The sequence below is a fragment of the Mucilaginibacter sp. NFR10 genome (assembly GCF_900100445.1).
Lineage (GTDB): Bacteria > Bacteroidota > Bacteroidia > Sphingobacteriales > Sphingobacteriaceae > Mucilaginibacter > Mucilaginibacter rubeus.
In genome coordinates this window covers 292,486-314,332 of sequence record NZ_FMTV01000002.1, presented here as the reverse complement: position 1 = coordinate 314,332, position 21,847 = coordinate 292,486, and the positions used below count along the sequence as shown (strand labels likewise).

Below are 21,847 nucleotides of genomic sequence, written 5' to 3'. Positions count from 1 at the left end.
CATTTAACATTAACATGAACATACAAGCCGCCCCTTTTTCAAAACCCGTTCTGTTTTTCATTATTCCGTCGCTTAGAGGCGGAGGAGCAGAAAGAGTTATCATTTCGCTTGCTAATTATTTTAATAAAAACAACTTCCAGTCGGTACTTATTTCTTTAAACAATGATGTTCCAGCATATGAAATTGATAATGATGTTAAGGTATTTTACCTTGCTGACCGTCAAAAAAATTTGTTTGTTTACAGGTTGTATCATATTGCCGAAACTTTTTTTAAACTTATCAAGTTATTGCGGGCTCAAAAACCGGTGTGCGCTTTATCATTTATCACATCCGCCAATATTTGGACTGGTATTACCTGTTGGTTTACCCGGGTACCTTACATTGTTTCAGAGCGCACTTCGCCCGATAGAAGCGTTATCAGGTTTAACTATTTGCGTAAACAACTGGCTTTAAACTTATATAAAAGAGCCGAAGCGGTTGTAGTAAGTGCTAAAGGAGTTGGGGACTGCCTGCTTAAGGACAAAGACTTTAAAGTGCTAACAAACATCGAGCGCATAACAAATGCTGTTACTATTTTCCCATTACCGTCAGAGGAGAAGGTTCACCATCGGAGGTTTATTTTGGGAGTTGGCCGTTTGGCCTATGTAAAGGGCTTTGATATCCTTATTGAGGCCTATGCAAAATCAAGCCTTACCGATGTCGATCTGATAATCGTTGGCGATGGCGAAGAACGTGCTAACCTCGTTTGCCAGATCTTTAATCTGGGGTTAAGAGAACGGGTATTGCTACCTGGAAGCAAAAACAACCTTCAGGATTATTACAACCAGGCCGAAATGTTTGTCTTACCATCGCGCAACGAGGGATACCCTAATGCTTTAGTTGAGGCTATGAGCTTTGGATGCCCTTCCATAGCAGTTGATTGCAATTTTGGACCTTCGGAGATCATCAACAACGGCCAAAATGGGATATTGGTAAAAAGAGGATCAATAAGTGATTTAGCCGATGCAATGCACCGTTTGGCCAACAATGAGGTTGTAAAAACAACTCTTGGAAATCAGGCCCGCGTCATATCTAAAACCAACCATCCTGATAAGATACTGGGAGAATGGGAAACGTTAATCAAAAAGCACGTCGCTGCAACTGCAACAGCGGCACAACTAACAAACAGCCAACCAGCTTTATAAAACTATCAAACTGTTAATATGCTACAGTACTTAATTCGTTTGGATGATTTATGCCCGACAAATAACCTCCAAAAATGGCAACGTTTCTTCACCCTGTTTGACAAGTATGGCATAAAACCCATAATTGCTGTTATACCGGCAAATAAAGACCCAAAGTTAAAAGCCTGCGGTAATTTCAATCCTTACTACTGGCAGTTGGTGCGCGAACTTCAAAATCAAAATTATGTGATAGGCATGCACGGTTTTGATCATTATTACATAAATCACAACTCCGGCTTGCTGAAGATGAATAACCGGTCGGAATTTGCAGGCTTACCATTGCAAACACAAAAAGAAAAAATAAGAAAAGCAGCCCAAATTTTCAAACGTGAAAATATCAACCCCACTGTTTTTATTGCTCCTGCACATACTTTTGACCGTAATACATTGCTTGCTTTACACGAATACACCGACATTAAAATAATAAGTGACGGCCTGCTTAAGTCACCTTATGTAAGATTTGGCTTTAATTGGGTACCTGTTCAACTATCAGAAGTTGAACAAAAAACAAAACACACCTGGACATTCAATTATCATCCCGAAACCTGTTCTGACAAAACGTTTGCTGAGCTTGAAATTTTCATAGAAAAAAACCATCACCTTTTTGTTTCATTGGATGACCTCGATTTTTCAAATTATACCTGGGCAGATGCCCTTGCCGAAAAATATTGCATTTATAAACGATTAGCCCGTGATTATGCTCAAAAAGCAATCGCTTTTTTGGAACGGGTCCCTGCCGGAAACTAACTCTATTAAACCTGATATGAAAATTTCTTTTGCGCCACCTTACATTGACCAGGCTGTTATAAACGAGGTTATGGACACGCTTAATTCTGGCTGGATAACCACCGGGCCCAAAGTAGCCGCACTTGAACAGCAAATGAAGCAGCGTACAGCTTCGGATGCAGCTGTTTGCGTAAACTCCTGGACATCAGGAGCTATCCTGATGCTGAAATGGTTCGGCATAAAGGAAGGCGACGAGGTTATCATACCAGCATACACCTATTGTGCTACCGCCTTAAGTGTAATGCATTGCGGGGCTACGCCGGTGATAGTTGATGTTGATGACGACTGCTGCATCTCCACAGAAGCTGTGATTAAAGCAATAACTCCAAAAACAAAAGCAATTATTGCTGTTGACATAGCCGGCTGGCCATGCAACTACGAAGAATTAAAGGCGATTATCAATAAACCGGAAATTAAAAAATTATTCGTTGCTGAAAGCCCTAAGCAAAAGATTTTAGGCAGGATCCTCTTAATTGCCGATGCAGCGCACTCAATCGGTGCAACCATAAATGAATTGCCGGCAGCAAAGTATAGTGACGTATCGATATTTTCTTTTCACGCGGTAAAAAACATCACTACAGCCGAAGGAGGTTGTATCTGCATCAATTTACCTGCCCGCTTTAATTCGGCTGAAGAATACCGGTATTTAAAACTATATACTCTTAACGGCCAAACCAAAGATGCCTTCACCAAAAGTAATGGCGGCGGCTGGAAATACGATATTCTGTTTATGGGCCTCAAAATCAATATGCCCGACATTTGTGCCGCGATAGGCCTCGGCCAGCTCAGAAATTATGAGGCCAGCTTGCTCCCTATGCGCAAGCATGTTGCATCCGTATATTGTGACAGGTTCAAATCAATGGACTGGTTTGTTGAACCGCCACTAAAAAACGAGCAAAGGGAATCATCCTACCACTTGTTTGCCCTGCGGGTCAAAGGCATATCAGAGACACAGCGTGACCAGATAATTGAAAGTATTATGGCTGAAGGGATCATGGCCAATGTACATTTTACCCCGCTGCCAATGCTTACTCTTTTTAAAGATCTGGGTTATAAGATCGCTCAGTATCCATCAGCTTATGCTCTTTACGCAAATGAAATCTCGCTGCCCATTTATCCTCAACTTACCGGCGAGCAGATTGATTTCATAATTACAACCGTCATAAACTCGGTTAACACTGTGCTGGATGAGTGTAAAGAACTTGCAAAAGTGGAATTATAAAATAGAGTTATGATTAAACGGCTTTTTGATATTGTCATATCACTTATAGCACTGATAATGTTGCTCCCATTGTTTATTTTAATTGCCATAGCTATTAAAATAAATTCGAGGGGAAGCGCATTTTATAAACAAACAAGGGTTGGGAAAGATGGAAATGAGTTTGAACTGTTCAAATTCCGGACCATGTACATAAACTCGGACAGGGCCGGATTATTAACCATAGGCAGTAAAGATTACCGGATCACCAGTGTTGGTTACTGGCTCAGGAAATATAAACTTGATGAACTGCCGCAATTACTAAACGTGTTAAAAGGTGACATGAGCTTTGTTGGCCCGCGCCCCGAAGTACGGAAATATGTAAACCTGTATACACCTGCTCAACTAAGGGTATTAAGTGTTAAACCGGGAGTAACAGACTGGGCATCCATCAAATATTTTGATGAAAATGATATCCTGGCCGGCAGCGATGATCCTGAAGATATGTATATCAAGGTAATAGTTCCATCAAAGATCAGCAAGAATCTCGAATACATCGACAATCAGGATCTTTTCATGGATCTGAAGATAATACTATCTACAATAAAACGAATTTTTCAATAGTTCCACTTTATTATGCTGCTTAAAAAGTGCCTCTTTTATGGTTTAATGCTCTTCTATCTGTACACACTTGCTTTTAACATTTTCATGACAGATACTTTGAGGATTCCTGCGCCTGTAATTTTTTGCATGCTGCTATTCTTTGTGCAAAAACCTTTGCTGGATTTCGGCTATACCAAGGAGTTAATAATTTTTTTAATCGGCGTTTTTTTATATCAGGTAGTAGGGATGAACAATTATATTACCTTTTTTGCCATTCTCCTTACTATAATACCATGTTCGTTATACTTCAACTATTTTGTTGGTGCAAATAAATCGCGCTATTACGCTTCAATATTAATGTTTTTCTTTCTGCTCATGTGCTCTATGATCATTATGGTACTTGATCACAGCATGGCAGGCACCATTGATCCGATCAGGAGCATGCTATTGGGCGAGCCGGTTAAACAAAGTCCAGCCGGCCTGGCAGTAACGCAATTCAACTTCGGGTACCAGGTTGTAGCCATTACCACGTTTGCCTTTATTGCATCATGCACTACCGGGCAATATCTTATAGTAAGAGCATTGGTTTTAGCGGCCTGCATTGTTTGCATTTACCTTGGCATGAACAGGTCGGCATTTATAAGCTTTGGAGCCGGTGTAACGCTCTTCCTGTTTATTTACTATCGCTATAGAGCCGTTTTCCTGGTTGCAGCTACAGTGATCATATGTTTTGGGTTGTACACTTATGTATTAAAAGATAACACTGATGACAAAAACAACATCCTGTCAAAAAATCAGGCTAAAGAGGCAAATGATTTTAACAGGGCCGACATGGCTGCCGAAAACCTTAAAATATTTGCTGACTATCCTTTCGGACTTATATTTTATGGTAAAACCTGGAACGACGTAACTTACCGGAACCCCTTGTTCACTTTCGGATTATCATCGCACAATGCCTACCTGATGTTTATTACCCTGCTTGGCCCGTTTTTGGGGCTGGGGTTGCTATGGGCCATATATTACAAAACTGTCCGACTGTTTTGGCAAACTATAAAAAACGTAAAGCATAAAGGGAGTGCAATTTATGTAGCTATATTTTTCACTTTTATAGCAATTTCATTAAACGCGCTGTCACATAACGGGTGGCTGATGAGCGTGGACGGCCCTACTATATTTATTTATTTCGCCGTATTACACTACAACAGGTTGAAAGACCCTGTAAAACAAACCGAACCAGTGCAGGAAGAATTAGCTGTCGCTTAAAACTTGATCCAGATTTTTATTTATAATGAGAAAAAAGATTTTCCTTGTTCTTGGCTCGCTTGGCACAGGTGGTTCTGAGCGTGTTTACTGGCTGTTATCGCAATATTTCAACAAACCCGATTATGAGGTAGTTGTAGTATTACTTAATGGAGACGAGTGCAGTTTCTCAACAGAAATAGCAGGTATCAGATTTTTAAACCTGAAAACAATAAAGGCTTCACGCTCATTTTTTAAACTTCGCAAACTGCTGAAAGATGAAAAACCATACGCTGTTTTTTCAACTACCGATCATATTAATATCCTGGTAGCCTTTGTTTCAATGTTTGTTAAAGTGCCTAATTTAATAGCCAGGGCATCTAACAATCCGCAGCAAATGGCACAGTTTTATGGGTTTAAATCCCGTTTTTACAATTACTTTTCCAGGTTTTTGTTTGTACGCTTTAACTCAATAGTTTGCCAGTCGGAAGAAATGAAGCAATCCATTGCCCGGTTTTATAACATCAACCTAAACAAGCTTATTGTTATTCATAACCCGGTTATTATAACGAATGCAATAAAACCTCAAAACCAAATTTCGGGACTAAAGAGGCTTATTGCAGTTAACCGGCTCATCAAAGAGAAAGGATTATTTCGCTTGCTTGAGGTTATGAAAGCACTGCCTCAAAACTATGTTCTAACTATAGCCGGCAAGGGCCCGCTGATGGATACCTTAAAAGCAGAGGTACAAAATATCGGCCTCAACGAACGCGTGAAGTTCATCGGTGAAATTAAAAATGTTGCCGATGTTATTTCTAAGCATGACTTACTGGTTTTAAGCTCATTTACCGAAGGCTTCCCTAATGTAGTGCTCGAAGCACTGTCGGTAGGCGTTCCGGTAGTTACATTCAGAGTTGGCGGTGTTAACGAACTGATAAGGGAAGGCTTTAACGGTTTTATAGCCGAACAAAATGATCTTTGCACACTACGCCATCAAATTATCAGGGCATGCAATCAAACCTGGCAGCATCCTAATATCAAAGCCGATATCGTTGATCGCTTTAGTCTCGAGAAAATAGGCATGGAATATGAAACCCTGCTTGCTAATTAAACAAAACTATTAACCCCTTAGCGTTTTTTTATGTGCGGCATTTACGGATCAACAGTGAGATATGACGATAACATCATATTTCAAAAACTGGCTAGGGCCGATTTCAGGGGGCCCGATTATTCTGGCTTTGAACACAATGGTCCGGTTACCCTGGGCCATAACCGGCTGGCTATTGTTGATCTGGATCACCGGTCAGATCAGCCCTTAACTTACAATCACCTTAAAGTTGTATTTAATGGCGAAATCTACAACTATAAAACCTTAAAGGTAAAGCTCACAGCCCTGGGTTACAGATTCCTGACCGATTCCGATACAGAGGTTATTACAGCCGCCTATCTTGAATACGGCGAAAACTGTGTCAACCATTTCAACGGGATGTTTGCCTTTGTAATTTTTGACACCCGTACGCTCCAGCTTTTTGGCGCCCGCGACAGGCTTGGCAAAAAGCCGTTTTATTATACCCAAAATGGTTTAGATTTTGAATTTGCCAGCCAGCCATCGCAAATATGTATAGGCCGGAATGTAACTATCAATGAACAGGCTATTAACGAATATTTTGTATGGGGATACGTTCCCGAACCCAAATCGGCCTGGAACGAAATCCAAAAGCTTGAGGCCGGGCATTCATTTTGTTTTGATTGCAACACCGGCAGTTTCAGAAAAAGAAAATACTGGGAACTGGACTTAAACCATGCCGAACACTATGAAGGAGCATATCAGCAAGCACAGGCCGATTTAACCCGGCTGATTACCAACGCTGTTGATATACGCATGCATGCCGATGTGCCCCTTGGAGTATACCTTTCAGGCGGTATCGACTCATCACTTGTTGCGGCTATAGCTTCAAAAAACTATGATAATGTAAAAACCTTTTGCATAAAATTCAGAGAAAAAGGTTTTGATGAAAGCGTTTTTGCACAAAAAATTGCCGATCATTTAAAAACAGATCATCATACAATTGAATGTAATAAAGAAGAAGGCCTTGAACTAATTGAGAGTTTCGGCCGCTATTATGATGAGCCTTTTGCCGATTCAAGCGCCATCCCATCCCTGCTGTTAAGTAAACACACCAAAAAACACGTTACCGTGGTTTTAAGCGGTGATGGCGGCGACGAAAGCTTTTTAGGATACAGCCGTTACAAATGGTTTAATATGGTTAACCAGCTGTTTAAATGTCCGTTGGCGCTGCGTAAAAAAATAGCCGATGTAATTAGCATCTCTCCTAACTATCGTCATAAGCTAATTGCAATGGGGATCTGCAATCCGGAGGTCAAATCACTTTACGGGCTTATGCTGGGCGGCCTGGAATACTCCTGGCTCGAAAATCCTAACATTGGCCTGCAGGTTCCCTTCATGGACATCTGGTCGTCAAAATCAACAAGCATGCTTCAAAAGCTGTCGGCATTTGATACCAAGACCTATTTAAACGGTGATATAAATACTAAGGTTGACAGGGGCACAATGGCCTTTTCGTTAGAAGCAAGGGCGCCGCTTATGGATTACCGGGTAATTGCATTTGCGCAAACCCTGCCCGACAGCTATAAATTTAAATACGGTATTCAAAAGAGGATTTTGAAAGATATACTATACCAATATGCGCCGGCGCAACTGTTTGACAGGCCAAAATCCGGCTTTACAATGCCGCTAAGCCATTGGTTTAAAAACGAACTGAGAGATCACGTGATGGATCATCTTTCAATCAGCGAGTTAAAGAACATCCCCGGTATTAACGTACAAAAATCATTTGCTATGATAAACGACCACATGAGCGGCAAATGGAACAGGGCAACCCAGATCTGGAAACTGCTTGTGTATACACAATGGCTTAAAGATCAGCGTTCAAAAGCAATTTCAACATACCAGGTAGCTTAAAACATTCTAACCTTATGATCCAGATTAACAACAGGGCTATGCGTATAGTACCATACACAGTTGTGTGGTTTGCTGCTAAGCCCAATTTATGGGGTTGCCTGTTAAAATACTATAAACAAAGTAAAAGCAGCGAAACTGTTCCGGGATATCGTAAAGAGGATTTTTTTACAAAAATAATTGATATAACCGTACCTGTACCTGCTATTGAAGCCAATTTTGACAAAAACACAACATACGAAATACGCAGGGCCCTTAAAGATGGCGTATCAACCGTGATGGGTACCGGCATTAAACCCTTTATTGACTTTTACAATGCATTTGCAGTTACCAAGGGCCTAAAAAAAATCAATAAAGAATTTTATAAATACAAACCGCACCTGTTTATCTCCAAAGCGGTTTACCAGGACCAGGATATTGTTATGCACGCTTACATCCGCGATCATTCATCGCAAAGAGTAAGATTATTGCATTCGGCTTCCCTGTTCAGAAATGAAAATGACAGCCAGTTAAGAGCTGTCACAGGCCGGGCAAACCGCTTGCTGCATTTTGAAGATATCCGCTTTTTTAAACAGCTTGGGTTTAAAATATATGATTTGGGCGGCTATGCTTACAATACATCGGATGCCGAACTTTTAAAGATCAACAAATTCAAAGATAGTTTTGGTGGAAGCCTGCTGCAGGAAACCGATTATCTGCCTATATCACTAACGCTCCTGTCATTTTTAAAAAAAACATTTCGATTATGAAAGACCTTATCTCCTCATTCATTTCATTTATTCACAGAGTGTTTAGTTATGACAAATGGAATATAGGTTATATATCACAATCTCCAGAAAACCTTATCCACACTCAGCAGCTAAACGGAAAAATCAATTGGTTATCAGAAGATAAGGCGGATTATACGGCCGATCCTTTTACTGCAAATATCAACGGCCGTTTACATCTCTATTATGAAGAGCTTAATTTTTGGAAGGGAAAAGGCGAAATCATGATGACGGATAACATGCATTTCAAAAATAAGAAAAAAGTAAATGGCATCATGGAAGACGAAATACACCTCTCTTATCCTCACATGTTCACTGATAGTAACCGGTTATACTGTATTCCGGAAACAGGCAGAGCTAAACAGGTGGCTCTTTATCAAATTGATATGAACAACCCTTATAAGTTTGAAAAGATTAGGGTATTGCTGGAAGGCCAGGCATTTGTTGACAGTTCTATTATCCATTATAACAACAAATATTGGCTCTTTACAAGTGTTTCGGGTGAACAGGGTGTACTGTACTTATTTTATGCCGACACACTCGACGCTCCATTTAAGGCACATAAACAAAACCCGATAAATGTGGCGTCAAACGTGAGCCGGTCGGCAGGGAGGCTATTTGTAGTTGGGCAAAAACTTTATATGCCCAGCCAAAACCCTAAAAGGTGTTATGGAGGCTCGGTAATGATCAATGAAATAACCACTATAACCGAAACAGATTTTCAATACCATACTGCTTTTGAACTACTTCCCCAGGCACCTTATGACGAAGGGTTGCATACTATAAATTTTGAAGATGGATTGTTGATTGTTGATGGAAAACGCAAAGTATTGAGTGCAATGGGCCCCTTTAAAAAAGTGATCAGGAAACTGAAGACCCTTAATAACGCTAACTAATGCCCAAGATGAAGCCTAAATTACTTTTTGTTTCAATTACCAACAAGGCAAACGGCGCCGAGAACATACTGCTACAAGCCGCCCGTGCGAGTAACGCTTCTCTGCTATTTTTAAAGAAAGTTGAAAGCGGCGGGTTAAATATTCCCATCGATCAACAAGTGGAATATGTGAGCAACGGAAGCATATTAAGTGGCTTTTCAAGGTTAATAAAAAGCTTAAGCCCTTACCGCACAGATCATATTATTTTTAGTACACATCCTTACTTAAATGCTTTCCTGGGTTTTTTAAAGCGCATTGGATATTTAAAATCAAAACTCATAGTAAGGGAATGCTCTTCTGTTTTAACCCGGTACAGCGGTTTAAAAAAATTGAGTTACCAGATAGCATATTGGCTTGGCTACCCCGGGGTAAATTTGGTTGTATGCCAAACCAACAGCATGCGGGATAGCTTTGTACAGCATCTCCCATACATCGACAAGCGAAGGGTTATCATTCAGAAAAACCCGATCGATATTGAACAAAACCTGATAAAGGCCGAAGAAGCACTGCCCCCTGCCGATGCCGCTATTGAATTTATTTGCGCAGCCGGGCGGCTGATTCCTGAAAAGGGTTTTGATATACTAATTATGGCTTTTGATGAAATTAAAGCTTCCCAGCCCAATTTGCAGCTCCTGATATTTGGCGAAGGCCCGGAGCAAGCTTCGCTTCAGAAACTGATCAGTGAATTAAAATTGGAAGGCCGGGTAGTATTAAAAGGGTGGGTCGCAAACCCAATGCCTTATTTTAAGCATGCAAAAGCCTGCGTTATATCATCAATAAAAGAGGGCTTTCCGAACGTATTGTTGCAAATGATGATCCTGAACCCTGTTGTAATCAGCACCAATTGCGCGGGAGGTATCGATGAGATCCCGGGCATTTACCTGGCTGAAGCCGATAATGTAAACTCGTTAACAACAACGGTAAACACCGCCCTCAGCACTAATAGCAATCATAAAGACCTTATAATGCAATACGTAGAAGACCGCACCCCCGAAATATTCATCAAGTCGATACTGAATGCACTGGTATAAACAGCCCCTGACTTATACATAGTAGCGCAACAACTTTAACTAACTAAAATAAAATTTTTATGAAAACAATTATTAAATCCACCCGAAATGTTGTGTTGCCTATAATAACAATTGTAGCCATGCTATCTGCTATTAACGGCTGTAAAAAAGCCGACCAGCCAACACCAACTCCAACACCGCCTACAACTACTCCTCCGGTTACAACACCACAGGACGAATCTATCAAATCGATAAGCTTGATAGGGTTGAGAGTAGATAGCGGCTTTTGTTACAAAATTGGCTATGATTTACCTGAAATTGGGGATTCAAACACCTCTCCAACTGTTTCAAAGCTCAGGCTGTTTGAAAATGGCGTTGAACTGGGGCCGGCCCACTCTACCCACCATGATATCCGCAGTTTTGGACTGGGACAATTTAGCCATTGGGGCAACACATTGTATTTCTCAACGTCGGACAATAGTAATCCACTTACAAACGGGAGAAAATACACTTATACCATGAAGTAAGATTTATCAAATCACACTCAAACGCGCGCAATTTGATAAACTCCTTACTCAAAAGTATTCTGCAACAAGTACATCTACCTCCTTTTTCGTTACCATTCCTGATTCTTTTTCATACAGGCATTTACAATTAGTTAAGCGTTCGCGCTTATAATCAACCAATAATCAACGCCTTTCTCTAAGGCTTTCATTTAAACCTAATTTCACTTATTTATGAAAATTTTAATTACCGGCACTGCGGGATTTATCGGCTATCATTTAACCCAAAAATTACTTAAACGCGGTGACACCGTTGTAGGCATTGATAATATTAACGATTACTACGATGTAAAGCTAAAGCACGCCCGATTGCTGGATGCCGGCATAAAAGTATCAGGAATGGTTTATAACAAACCTGTTTGCAGCACAAAACATCCAAACTATACGTTTATAAAACTGGATATAACGGATAAAGAAAATCTGCAGCAGCAATTCCAAAACTATCAGTTTGATGCCGTTTGTAACTTGGCCGCACAGGCCGGTGTACGCTACAGTCTTACTAATCCTGATGTTTATATTGACACAAACGTAAAAGGATTTTTAAACATCCTGGAATGCTGCAGGCATTTCAAGATTAATCACCTTGTTTACGCCAGTTCATCAAGTGTTTACGGTTTAAACAAAAAAATGCCCTTCAGCGAGCATAATATTGCCGACCATCCGGTTTCATTATACGCAGCATCAAAAAAAGCCAATGAAATGATGGCCCATACCTACAGCCATTTATTTAATCTGCGAACTACGGGGTTACGTTTTTTTACAGTTTACGGACCGTGGGGCCGGCCGGACATGGCTTTATTTATTTTTACCAAAGCAATTCTGGAGGGGAGGCCTATTGAAGTTTTTAACAACGGCAATATGCTCCGCGATTTTACTTACGTAGATGACATTGTTGAAGGCATTACACATGTTATTGATCAACCGGCAGAGACCAATTTTCTGTGGGATGCCAAAGATCCCGATCCGGCTACATCATCTGCACCTTTCAGGGTGTTTAACATTGGCAGAGGAGCACCGGTTAACCTACTTGATTTTGTAAGCGAAATTGAGGCACAGGTGAACAAAAAAGCAATCAAAACACTAATGCCGATGCAGGATGGCGACGTTGCCGAAACCTGTGCTGATGTTTCAAATTTAGATGAAATGCTGAACTACAAGCCCCAGGTTTCTGTCCATACAGGGGTTGAGCGATTTATTGCATGGTATAAAAAATATTACCATATTAAAAGCATCAGCCCTGAGCCGGTCCTTGTTCACTAAAATACATCCCCGATAACAGTGCATTGTCTTTGACCAGCATTACATCCCCAATTAAATCCTCGCTCATAACCTATTGCTTATTATACCATCATGGCAAGCAAAAAAGTGCTGATCGCCTGCGATTCGGCCAAATCGTTGATTGATTTTAGAGGTAAATTAGTTGAGCTGATGCGGAGAGAACATACTGTTTATGCTTTTATCCCTGCGATACCGCCCGAGCAACGCGCAAGACTGGCATTGTTAAACATCGTTTTATTTGAAAATAATCTAAACGGAAGTAATGTATCGATCTTATCTGATCTGAAATATGCGTTGAAACTTTACCGGCTCATCAAACAGCTAAAGCCGGATGTTTTTTTTCCATACACCCTTAAACCGGTTATATATGGAACACTTGCAGCCAAACTGGGCGGCGTGCGAAAAATAACCCCAATGCTTTCGGGCCTTGGTTATAACTTTGTTAGCGGTAACACATCTTTAACAAGCAAAATTACCCGCTTCCTGCTTAGGTTCAGCCTTAAAAACAGGCAGGGGTTGTCTGTCATATTTCAAAATAAAGATGATGTACAAACTCTGCTTGATTCTAAAATAATATCAGCAAAACATCAAACCGCAGTAGTTAACGGATCGGGAGTAGACTTGAGCTACTATACCCCTACCCGGCCGGACATTAATAACATAAGCTTTATCATGGTATCCAGGCTAATCAATGCCAAAGGGATCCGCGAATATTTTGAAGCAGCGCAAATTGTATTCCTAAAGCATCCGCAGGTAACGTTCAAGCTAATCGGATCCTATGATGATAATGTTGACGCCATTCACCCCGACTTATTTTCGGAGATAAAGCACCGGAGTGTAATTAACTACCTGGGTGCCGTTGATGATGTAAGACCATATATAAGCAGTTCGTCTGTTGTGGTACTGCCTTCATACTATCGGGAGGGAATTCCACGGTGTTTACTTGAAGCCATGGCTATGGCGCGTGCCATTATAACCTGCGATTCTGTTGGTTGCAGGGAAACTGTTGATGCGTCACCCAACAGCAATGGATTTTTAATACCCGTAAAAAACACAGCCGAACTTGTGCACAAGATGGAGTATTTCATAACCAACAAGGAAGCTATCAGCAGTTTCGGGCTTAACGGACTGGCCTTGGCAAAGGAAAAATTTGATGTGCATAAAGTAAATGCTATGATGATGCAGATTATGGACCTGAATTAATTAGCCGAAAATCAACAATACAAATTCATGAGAAATAGACTTAACTACGGAGACAGGCATTTTGAAGATTTCCGCGTTGCGATGCGTGATTACGGATGGGTTATTTTTGAGAATGCATTAGACAGCGATTTTGTTGCAGTTATTAATGAGGATTTAAAGGAAGCGTACGTAAAACGACGGGCCATTCAGGAAAAAAATGGGATAAGCTCTAACATGGCCGGCACACTTCATCACCTTGTTGAAAAGGACAATTTCAGCTTGCCGTTTATTGAAAAAATGTATTGTGCCGATGAAATAGCTTATTTTTTGAGTGGTAATTATATACTGAATGGTTTTAATGCTGTAATACACACCCAGCAGCAACATCCTTATGTAAGTAACATGCACCGTGATGTGCGCACATTTTTAGGCGATACGAAATTATTAGTGCAAATGATAGTTACCCTTGATGATTTTACCGCAGAAAACGGTGCTACCTATTTTCTGTCGGGCTCACATAAAACAGATATCAAACCTAACGAAAATTATTTCTACGAAACCGCCGAAAGGGCTGTAACACCAAAAGGAAGCATCATCCTTTTCGACTCCAACATATGGCATGCTGCCGGAGAAAACAAAACAATTAAGCAACGCCGGGCATTAACACTGGGATTCACCCGCCCTTTTATTAAACCACAAATGGACTACCCAAGGGTATTAGGTTACGACTTTATTGATAAGCTTAGCTCTGATCAGCGGCAGGTATTGGGTTACAATTCACGTATCCCGGAAAGCCTGGAAGAATATTATCAACCCATTCATTTAAGAATGTATAAAAGCGACCAGGGATAACAACTTTATTTTTCACACTCAATTTACAGTCATGCAAAAAAATAAAGCCGCGTTAAAACCGATAGGCGGGTATTTGGAGCTGGAACTGCCCAAAGGGAATGAATACTATCCCGATTTGGTTAGGTTAAACACAGGACGTAATGCGTTAGAATACATATTGATACAAAAAAAATATCATAAAATTTATATTCCTTATTTCACCTGCGATGTACTGCTTGAACCAATTGCACGAACAGGTATTCAATACCAGTTTTATCATGTTGACCGGCAGTTAGATCCCATCATCGATTTTGAGATTGAGCCTGACGCTTGTTTTTTATATACCAATTACTTTGGCATAAAACAAACAAAAGCATTAGAGCTTAGCGGCAAAATCAAAAATCTTATAATTGATAATTCGCAAGCCTTTTTTTCAGAGCCCCTTGCCGGCATTGATACATTTTACTCGTGCCGTAAGTTTTTTGGCGTTCCAGACGGCGCATACTTAAGCATTAAAAGAAAACTTACTAAAAAGTTGCCCATAGATAGCTCAGTAAACCGGTTTTCGCACCTTATAAAAAGTATAGACGCAGGTATAGAAGCCGGGTATTCTGACTATATAAACAACAGCAAGGACCTGGAAAACAACGAGATAAGGTCCATGTCGTTATTGACCCGAAAGATACTTACAAGCATCAATTACAACGAATGTGTATTTGCAAGGCAACGAAACTTTAATTTTTTGCATAAGCACCTTGCTGAATTTAACCTGCTCAAGTTTGATGCCGCTGATGAGCACACAGTACCGTTGGTATACCCTTTTTTAACTAATGACCGGCACTTAAAAGTACATCTGATCCAGAAAAAAATATATGTTGCTACCTACTGGCCTAATGTATTTAAGTGGACTAAGAAAAACACCAACGAAAATTACCTGGCCCGGTGCTTAGTGCCATTACCAATTGATCAACGGTATGACCTTCAGGATATGTTTTATATGTTAAATACGCTAAGACTTTTTTTATGACCATTTCAGTTTACATACGCCCCCTTGTAATAGAAGATGCGTCCGTATCTTACGCATGGCGTAACGACCCATTGATATGGGTATATACAGGCTACAAACCCACTCATTATATTAGTTCGGAAATAGAAACAGCCTGGTTACGTGAAAAGCTGGCCAAGCCCGATCAGCTTAGATTTGCAATTTGTGTTAAAGAACTTAATACATATATAGGGAATATACAACTGCTCGATATTACTGATCATGACGCAGAACTACACCTGTTTATTGGTAACAAACTTTACTGGGGTAAAGGAATTGGTTACCAGGCAACAGTGCAGATGATACGATATGGCTTTTTAATAAAGGAACTGGATGAGATTTATTTAAAGGTACACCCTGCAAATATCGCGGCAATCACTGTTTATGAAAAGGCCGGATTTGAAATTACAGGTAAGGTAAATGATTTGATTACAATGAGTATTACCAAAAGTAAATTTGTTTGCCTTCAAAATCAACAATCATAATTTACTATCTCCTAAACTTTAATTCAATGATTAAGATCTTTACCCTGCTCAATAAAGAGGAATGGATTTCTTACGTCGGTAATTCGGCCGAATATGATTTTTATCATACATGGCATTATCACTCCCTTGAAACAGCGGGAGATCCTGTTCTATTTATTTATGAGGAGTCAGATACCTATATCGGCTTCCCCCTGCTGCAGCGAAAAATTCCGGGTTCTGATTATAGCGACCTAACCTGCGTATATGGTTTTTCGGGCCCGTTTTCAAACAAAAGAATTGATGAGATAGATGAGGAGCTGATGGAAAATTTTAAAAGCGCTTTCAACAATTTCCTTATAAAGGAAAAATACGTATCTGTTTTTGTAAGACTTCATCCTTTTTATAAGCAGCAAAAATTACTGGATAAATTTGGAGGTGTTCACGAAAACGGAAAAACGGTAGTATTTGACCTTTCAGTGCCTATTGATGAACAGCGCAAAAAATACAGGCAATCAACCATGGATGCTATTAAGCACGCATGGAAAAGAGGGTTTAAAGTAAAGGACGAAACAAATGCTGACGGCATAAACACCTTTGTCGAAATTTATACCGAAAACATGAAACGCGTTGGCGCCAGCAGCTACTACCTGTTTAATGAAAAATACTTTTCAGAAATATTAAACACATCTGAATATGAAGCCCGTTTGCTAACTGTTTACTACAACGACATTGCAATTGCAAGCACTATAATAACCTTTACAAATGGCATTATTCAAGCCCATTTAGTAGGTGCCCGCGCAGAATATTTACATCATAGTCCAACCAAATTTCTGGCCGATTGCATAACGCAGATAGGCAGAGAAAAAGGAATGAAATATTACAACCTGGGTGGTGGCCTTGGATTTAAAAACGACAAGCTCTTTGACTGGAAATGTGCCTTCTCCGACCTCCATCTTGACTTTAAAACATGGAGATATATTGCCAATCCCGAAATATACCAAAAGCTTTTGCAGGATAAGGGCATTGAAGAAAATGCCGAAGTAGACTTTTTTCCACTATACAGATACGCTTAAGATAATACCTAAATAAACCAGTTATGATATACCTCAAAAATTTGTTGTTCCAGGATAAGTTCCATTCAAGATGGCTAATCCTGGTAATTGACCTGATGGTAGTTTTGTTATCATTATGGACATCACTATATTTTAAAAACCGGCTTCAGTTTGATCCCATCAGTCTTTATTATATGCTCTTTTATTGCAGCAATGCGGTGCTGGTTTTTATGATAATGAAAATACATACCTGTATTATCAGGTATTCCAACACACGCGATATGATGCGGATTTTAATAACCGTACTGGCAAGTAACGTTACTTTTCTGCTGTTTTATAATTTGTTCTTCGCTTTCTATCTTAAAATAGATGTCAGCGGATTGATGGACGTGCTGCTGATCAATTTCTTTATCACTTCGTCTATGCTTATGTGTATGCGTATTATTATCAAGGATGTTTTTAAATACATTGAGGCAACAAGCTATAAAGTTGAAAAAGAAAATGTACTGATCTACGGCTCCAACGAACCTTCCATACTAATTAAAAATGCCCTTGAAGCGCAAAAAGGATTTATACTCAATGTTCAGGGCTTTATCGACACCGGGGTTGACAGAATATCAAAATGCATTGAGCAAAAGCAAGTTTATCCTATCAAATCAATTGATATGCTAAAAAAACGCTACGATATAAAGTCAATGCTGATAACATCCGAGGATATAAAAATCGATGGAAAACGAAAAGCGGTTGAAAAATGCATTGAACTTGGCATAAAAGTAATTATTGTGCCGTCATCAGACCAGTGGATCAACGGCAAGCCAAACCTAAATCAGTTTAAAGACTTAAAAATAGAAGACCTGTTGGAGCGAAAACCCATAAAAATCTGCAATGAACATATTTTAGATGACATTAAAGGTAAAAGGATTTTGATCACGGGTGCTGCCGGTTCAATAGGTTCTGAGCTGGTAAGGCAAGTGTTAATGTATAGTCCCGAATTTGTTGTATTATGTGACAGGGCCGAAACCCCGCTGCATGATATTCAAATGGAAATTGAAGATGGTTTGTACGGTAACCGCACCAGGATCTTTATTGCTGATATTCAAAATGCCGGTCGTATAAAAACACTATTTAATTTATACAGGCCTCAAATAGTATTTCATGCGGCAGCTTACAAGCATGTACCGATGATGGAAAATAATCCAACCGAAGCTATTTTAACCAACGTATGGGGCACAAAAATCCTGGCAGATATTTCAATAGAATTTAATGTCGAAAAATTTGTAATGATCTCAACAGATAAAGCGGTGCGTCCAACAAACATCATGGGGGCCTCAAAACGGATAGCCGAAATGTATATTCAATCGTTAAATAACCTGTTGTTTGAAGAGCATTTTTTTAACTCCGATCCGTCAAAAGGCAACCAAACCAGGTTTATAACAACCCGCTTTGGCAATGTCCTTGGGTCAAACGGCTCCGTGATCCCTCGCTTTAAAGCACAAATTGAAAAAGGCGGGCCCGTCACTGTTACCCATCCGGATATCACAAGATACTTTATGACTATACCCGAAGCTGTACAACTGGTACTTGAGGCAGCCGTAATGGGCAAAGGAGGTGAAATATTTTTATTTGACATGGGCGAGCCGGTAAAAATCGCCGATCTGGCGGCGAATATGATAAAAATGGCTGGTCTTGTTCCGGGAAAAGATATCCAGATTGTTTATACCGGATTGCGGCCTGGCGAAAAACTATATGAAGAGTTGTTAAACGCGGAAGAAGAGGTAATACCTACTTATAACAAAGACATCAAAATCTCCAAAAATATCCCGGTTAGTTACGCTAAGATCAATAATTTAATAAAGGACCTTTTGGAACTTAACCTGCATAATGAAGTTGATTTGATGGTATCGAAAATGAAAACCATATTGCCTGATTACATCAGCAACAACTCCCAATATGAAAAGCTCGACATAAAATTGATTGATAAACAAATGGTAAATTGAGCTTTTTTTTAATTTATATGATTTATCTTATAGGTTATCAATAATAATTTGCAGATTTAAGCAAATTAAAACCTAAGATCCCATTTACATCACGATGGGTAAAGCTGATGATTGTTATTTTTAAAGAGGAAATCTAATGTCCTTTGATCCGAATTCTGATTTTTTTGAGATAGCGTTCAACGTGACGGAGCATACAGAGGCTATGCTGGCTTATTGGGATAAAAACCTGATTTGCCGCTATGCCAATAAAGCTACCGCCGATTGGTTTGGGATAACCCCGGAGCACATGATCAATAAATCACATCTTTCAGAAATTTTAGGAACATTATTTGAAATACAACTTCCTTATATTAATGGTGTGTTAGGCGGTAAAATACAGGTTTTTGACCAGGTAATTCATTTGTATTCAGGCAGAGCAAAAAATGTGCGGGTAACTTATCATCCCAACTATGTTGAAGGTGAAATAAAGGGATTTTATGCACATATGGCAGACATTAGCCCGCTAAATAATAAATCCCACGATAATAATAAAACAGGGGTAGAAAAACTACCGGAGTTTGTAACTCAAAACGACCAGCTCCTTGAAAATGTTGCAAAAACACTAAATGAGAATGTGTTTATCGGATTTCCGAGTATCTCTGCACTTTCAAAAAAACATTTTGTATCCGAGTCAAAATTAAAAAGGGATTTTAAGCAAAGTTTCGGCAGAACTATTTTTTCCTATTACCGGTATCTGCAAATGGAAATTGCAGACAGGTATATCAGGGAAAAGCGCTGCAATAAAAACCAAATGGCAGTAATGCTTAATTTTTCCAATCCGTCGAATTTTTCGGCATGCTACCATAGATATTTAGAAGAAAAATCATCCGATAGTGAGCTCATCGAAACACAAAAAGAAGATAATACGCATAATAAAATGCTTATAGAACAGGCCCCTATTGCTATTGCCATGTTCGATAACCAGATGCAATTTATTGCGGCTTCAAAAAGATGGATTGCCGAATATAAACTTGAAAACACAGGTTTTATTGGAAAAAGTATTTATGAAGTTTTACCGGCTACAAAAAAGAAATGCGAAAAGCTCCACAATCATTGCTTAAAAGGTAATATATATCAATGTGATGGCCTGCTCTTAAAAAAGAATGATGGTACCCGCGTTTGGTTAAAGTGGAATATTCACCCATGGTTTACAACTTCGGGAGAAACAGGCGGACTATTTATCCATACCGAAGATATCTCCAAAATTAAAGCCATAGAGAAAGAAAACAAACAGGCCGAGAAGCTTTTAAAAAGAGCTGCAACCTTGTCAAAAATAGGTACCTGGACTCGGGATCTGCTTACCCATACTATGCAGTGGGATAACGTTATAAAAAGCATCCTTGAAGTACCTGAGTACTTTGTACCTGATATAAAAACGATATGGAAGCTTTTTAAACAAGGTAAAAGCGAGCGGCTTAGTAAAAAAGCTTTAAAAGACGCATTAAAATACGGAAGCTCTTTTGATATTGAAGTTGATATGATAACCGCCAAAGGTAATTCAAGAAAAATAAGAATTATTGGTTATCCTGAATTTCAAAATAATAAGTGTAAAAAGCTATCTGGAATATTACTGGATATCACTCCTCTTTCACCTTTCAAAACGGCCAACTTTTTGACGGATTGAGCTGTTTAGAAAAATACTTTATCGTGATGATCTCCAACCGGAAGACAAAAAAAATGATAATTCGCCATTATTTTATGAATTTATGCGTTTGCATTAGCTCCATGCGCTAAATTTATCTTATTTTGAAATAAATTACACCATTAGTAAAATTAACTAAAATAACACTTCATTGGATGGATAACAGTTTAATAACTTAACTACCACTCACAAAACCTGGCAAATATTGGCCCCAAAAACGTGCAGTGCCATTTTTACCATTCCCAATTAGTGTGTATTAACGCCTTCTACAGGTATAATTTGGCCTTTTATAGGTTGAATTAACAGCGGAAGTATACATAAATTTAATTCACAAACGATGATACGAATTATCAAATAAGGCCATCGTTTGTTTATTGATAAACAAATGTGAAGCACTAAATACTAAACAAATGAATAACCTAAACTCAAATCATGATTCAGAAAAAGCCGAGAACCGATATTTACGATCATAAGTATCTATAAATAACTTGCAGTTTATTATAACCTAAATTTAATTATGCTAACCAACTAAAATTGACACCTAATCGAATCTAATCTTATGCACAGCAAAGTTTATTACCCTGTTAGCTCATATATCAATAATGATCAAAGATCTATTGGTATTAATGACACTCAAGATTTACATTTTGGCAAAATTGTAGAGCGAATTGTTAGACGTGACCATATGGGGATAAGTGAAATCGCCCGGAAACTCAACGTAAGCCGCAGAACCTTATACAATTGGTTCAACACCAAAAGGCTTAGCTTTGATATAATTTGTCAGATCGGAATTGTTATCGAACATGATTTTTCAAAGGAATTTCCCAACGAATTTGCCTTGAGATTTAACTCGCCGAATGCCGAAAAGGATATCGAAACCCATGAGGCAAAAGACGCTCCGCTTGATGCCATATATTATTGGATGGACAAGTATATTAAATTGCTTGAAAAATTCAATGAAGCCTTGCGTAACGAGAACACATTAAAACCAGATTGACAGGTCCATCGGTATT

20 protein-coding genes are annotated in these 21,847 nt (G+C 39.3%); all 20 read left to right on the top strand.

The genetic code is table 11. The annotated features are described in order from the left end of the window. The first annotated feature begins 14 nt into the window (after nucleotides 1-14). Entirely contained in the window at nucleotides 15-1,184 is a 1,170-nt protein-coding gene (locus BLP33_RS09240; protein ID WP_090526806.1) for a glycosyltransferase family 4 protein, read from the top strand. Between the two features lie 18 nt (nucleotides 1,185-1,202). Further along, on the top strand, nucleotides 1,203-1,970 hold the full coding sequence (locus BLP33_RS09235) for a DUF2334 domain-containing protein (RefSeq protein WP_090526804.1): 768 nt from the start codon (nucleotides 1,203-1,205) through the stop codon (nucleotides 1,968-1,970). A gap of 16 nt (nucleotides 1,971-1,986) precedes the next feature. Further along, nucleotides 1,987-3,231, top strand: coding sequence for a DegT/DnrJ/EryC1/StrS family aminotransferase (locus BLP33_RS09230; RefSeq protein ID WP_090527614.1), 1,245 nt, complete (start codon nucleotides 1,987-1,989; stop codon nucleotides 3,229-3,231). Nucleotides 3,232-3,240: 9 nt separating this feature from the next. After that, the gene (locus BLP33_RS09225) at nucleotides 3,241-3,831 is read left to right on the top strand and encodes a sugar transferase (protein WP_090526802.1); all 591 of its coding nucleotides are present in this window, start codon (nucleotides 3,241-3,243) and stop codon (nucleotides 3,829-3,831) included. An 84-nt stretch (nucleotides 3,832-3,915) separates the two neighbouring features. Continuing rightward, nucleotides 3,916-5,073, top strand: coding sequence for an O-antigen ligase family protein (locus BLP33_RS09220; protein ID WP_175489977.1), 1,158 nt, complete (start codon nucleotides 3,916-3,918; stop codon nucleotides 5,071-5,073). 25 nt (nucleotides 5,074-5,098) lie between these two features. After that, the gene (locus BLP33_RS09215) at nucleotides 5,099-6,160 is read left to right on the top strand and encodes a glycosyltransferase (RefSeq protein WP_090526798.1); all 1,062 of its coding nucleotides are present in this window, start codon (nucleotides 5,099-5,101) and stop codon (nucleotides 6,158-6,160) included. Between the two features lie 30 nt (nucleotides 6,161-6,190). Next, nucleotides 6,191-8,032: an asparagine synthase (glutamine-hydrolyzing) gene (gene asnB, locus BLP33_RS09210; protein ID WP_090526796.1), complete on the top strand. Its 1,842-nt coding sequence runs from the start codon at nucleotides 6,191-6,193 to the stop codon at nucleotides 8,030-8,032. Between the two features lie 14 nt (nucleotides 8,033-8,046). Next, nucleotides 8,047-8,778 carry a hypothetical protein gene (locus BLP33_RS09205; RefSeq protein ID WP_090526794.1) on the top strand — a complete coding sequence of 244 codons (732 nt, stop codon included), beginning with the start codon at nucleotides 8,047-8,049 and terminating at the stop codon, nucleotides 8,776-8,778. Then, a complete protein-coding gene (locus BLP33_RS09200) occupies nucleotides 8,775-9,692 on the top strand; it encodes a glucosamine inositolphosphorylceramide transferase family protein (RefSeq protein ID WP_090526792.1) in 918 nt (305 codons plus the stop codon). Before BLP33_RS09205 ends, BLP33_RS09200 begins: the two co-directional genes overlap by 4 nt. Nucleotides 9,693-9,700: 8 nt before the next feature. Further along, nucleotides 9,701-10,762 (top strand): glycosyltransferase, encoded by a 1,062-nt coding sequence (locus BLP33_RS09195; RefSeq protein WP_175489976.1) that lies wholly within the window; start codon nucleotides 9,701-9,703, stop codon nucleotides 10,760-10,762. Between the two features lie 59 nt (nucleotides 10,763-10,821). Next, nucleotides 10,822-11,268 (top strand): hypothetical protein, encoded by a 447-nt coding sequence (locus tag BLP33_RS09190; protein WP_090526788.1) that lies wholly within the window; start codon nucleotides 10,822-10,824, stop codon nucleotides 11,266-11,268. A 210-nt stretch (nucleotides 11,269-11,478) separates the two neighbouring features. Continuing rightward, nucleotides 11,479-12,564: an NAD-dependent epimerase gene (locus BLP33_RS09185; RefSeq protein WP_090526786.1), complete on the top strand. Its 1,086-nt coding sequence runs from the start codon at nucleotides 11,479-11,481 to the stop codon at nucleotides 12,562-12,564. A 90-nt stretch (nucleotides 12,565-12,654) separates the two neighbouring features. Further along, a complete protein-coding gene (locus BLP33_RS09180) occupies nucleotides 12,655-13,785 on the top strand; it encodes a glycosyltransferase family 4 protein (RefSeq protein ID WP_090526783.1) in 1,131 nt (376 codons plus the stop codon). 27 nt (nucleotides 13,786-13,812) lie between these two features. Further along, nucleotides 13,813-14,616, top strand: coding sequence for a phytanoyl-CoA dioxygenase family protein (locus BLP33_RS09175; RefSeq protein WP_090526781.1), 804 nt, complete (start codon nucleotides 13,813-13,815; stop codon nucleotides 14,614-14,616). Nucleotides 14,617-14,647: 31 nt separating this feature from the next. After that, nucleotides 14,648-15,622 (top strand): hypothetical protein, encoded by a 975-nt coding sequence (locus BLP33_RS09170; RefSeq protein ID WP_090526777.1) that lies wholly within the window; start codon nucleotides 14,648-14,650, stop codon nucleotides 15,620-15,622. Further along, complete coding sequence (locus BLP33_RS09165; RefSeq protein ID WP_090526775.1) at nucleotides 15,619-16,125, top strand: GNAT family N-acetyltransferase; 507 nt, start codon at nucleotides 15,619-15,621, stop codon at nucleotides 16,123-16,125. The genes BLP33_RS09170 and BLP33_RS09165 overlap by 4 nt, the downstream gene beginning before the upstream one ends. Nucleotides 16,126-16,151: 26 nt before the next feature. Continuing rightward, nucleotides 16,152-17,177, top strand: coding sequence for a GNAT family N-acetyltransferase (locus BLP33_RS09160; RefSeq protein WP_090526772.1), 1,026 nt, complete (start codon nucleotides 16,152-16,154; stop codon nucleotides 17,175-17,177). A 23-nt stretch (nucleotides 17,178-17,200) separates the two neighbouring features. Continuing rightward, the gene (locus BLP33_RS09155) at nucleotides 17,201-19,153 is read left to right on the top strand and encodes a polysaccharide biosynthesis protein (protein ID WP_090526770.1); all 1,953 of its coding nucleotides are present in this window, start codon (nucleotides 17,201-17,203) and stop codon (nucleotides 19,151-19,153) included. Nucleotides 19,154-19,289: 136 nt separating this feature from the next. Next, entirely contained in the window at nucleotides 19,290-20,816 is a 1,527-nt protein-coding gene (locus BLP33_RS09150; protein ID WP_090526768.1) for a PAS domain-containing protein, read from the top strand. 577 nt (nucleotides 20,817-21,393) lie between these two features. Next, nucleotides 21,394-21,831: a helix-turn-helix domain-containing protein gene (locus BLP33_RS09145; RefSeq protein WP_090526765.1), complete on the top strand. Its 438-nt coding sequence runs from the start codon at nucleotides 21,394-21,396 to the stop codon at nucleotides 21,829-21,831. The last annotated feature ends 16 nt before the right edge of the window (nucleotides 21,832-21,847 follow it).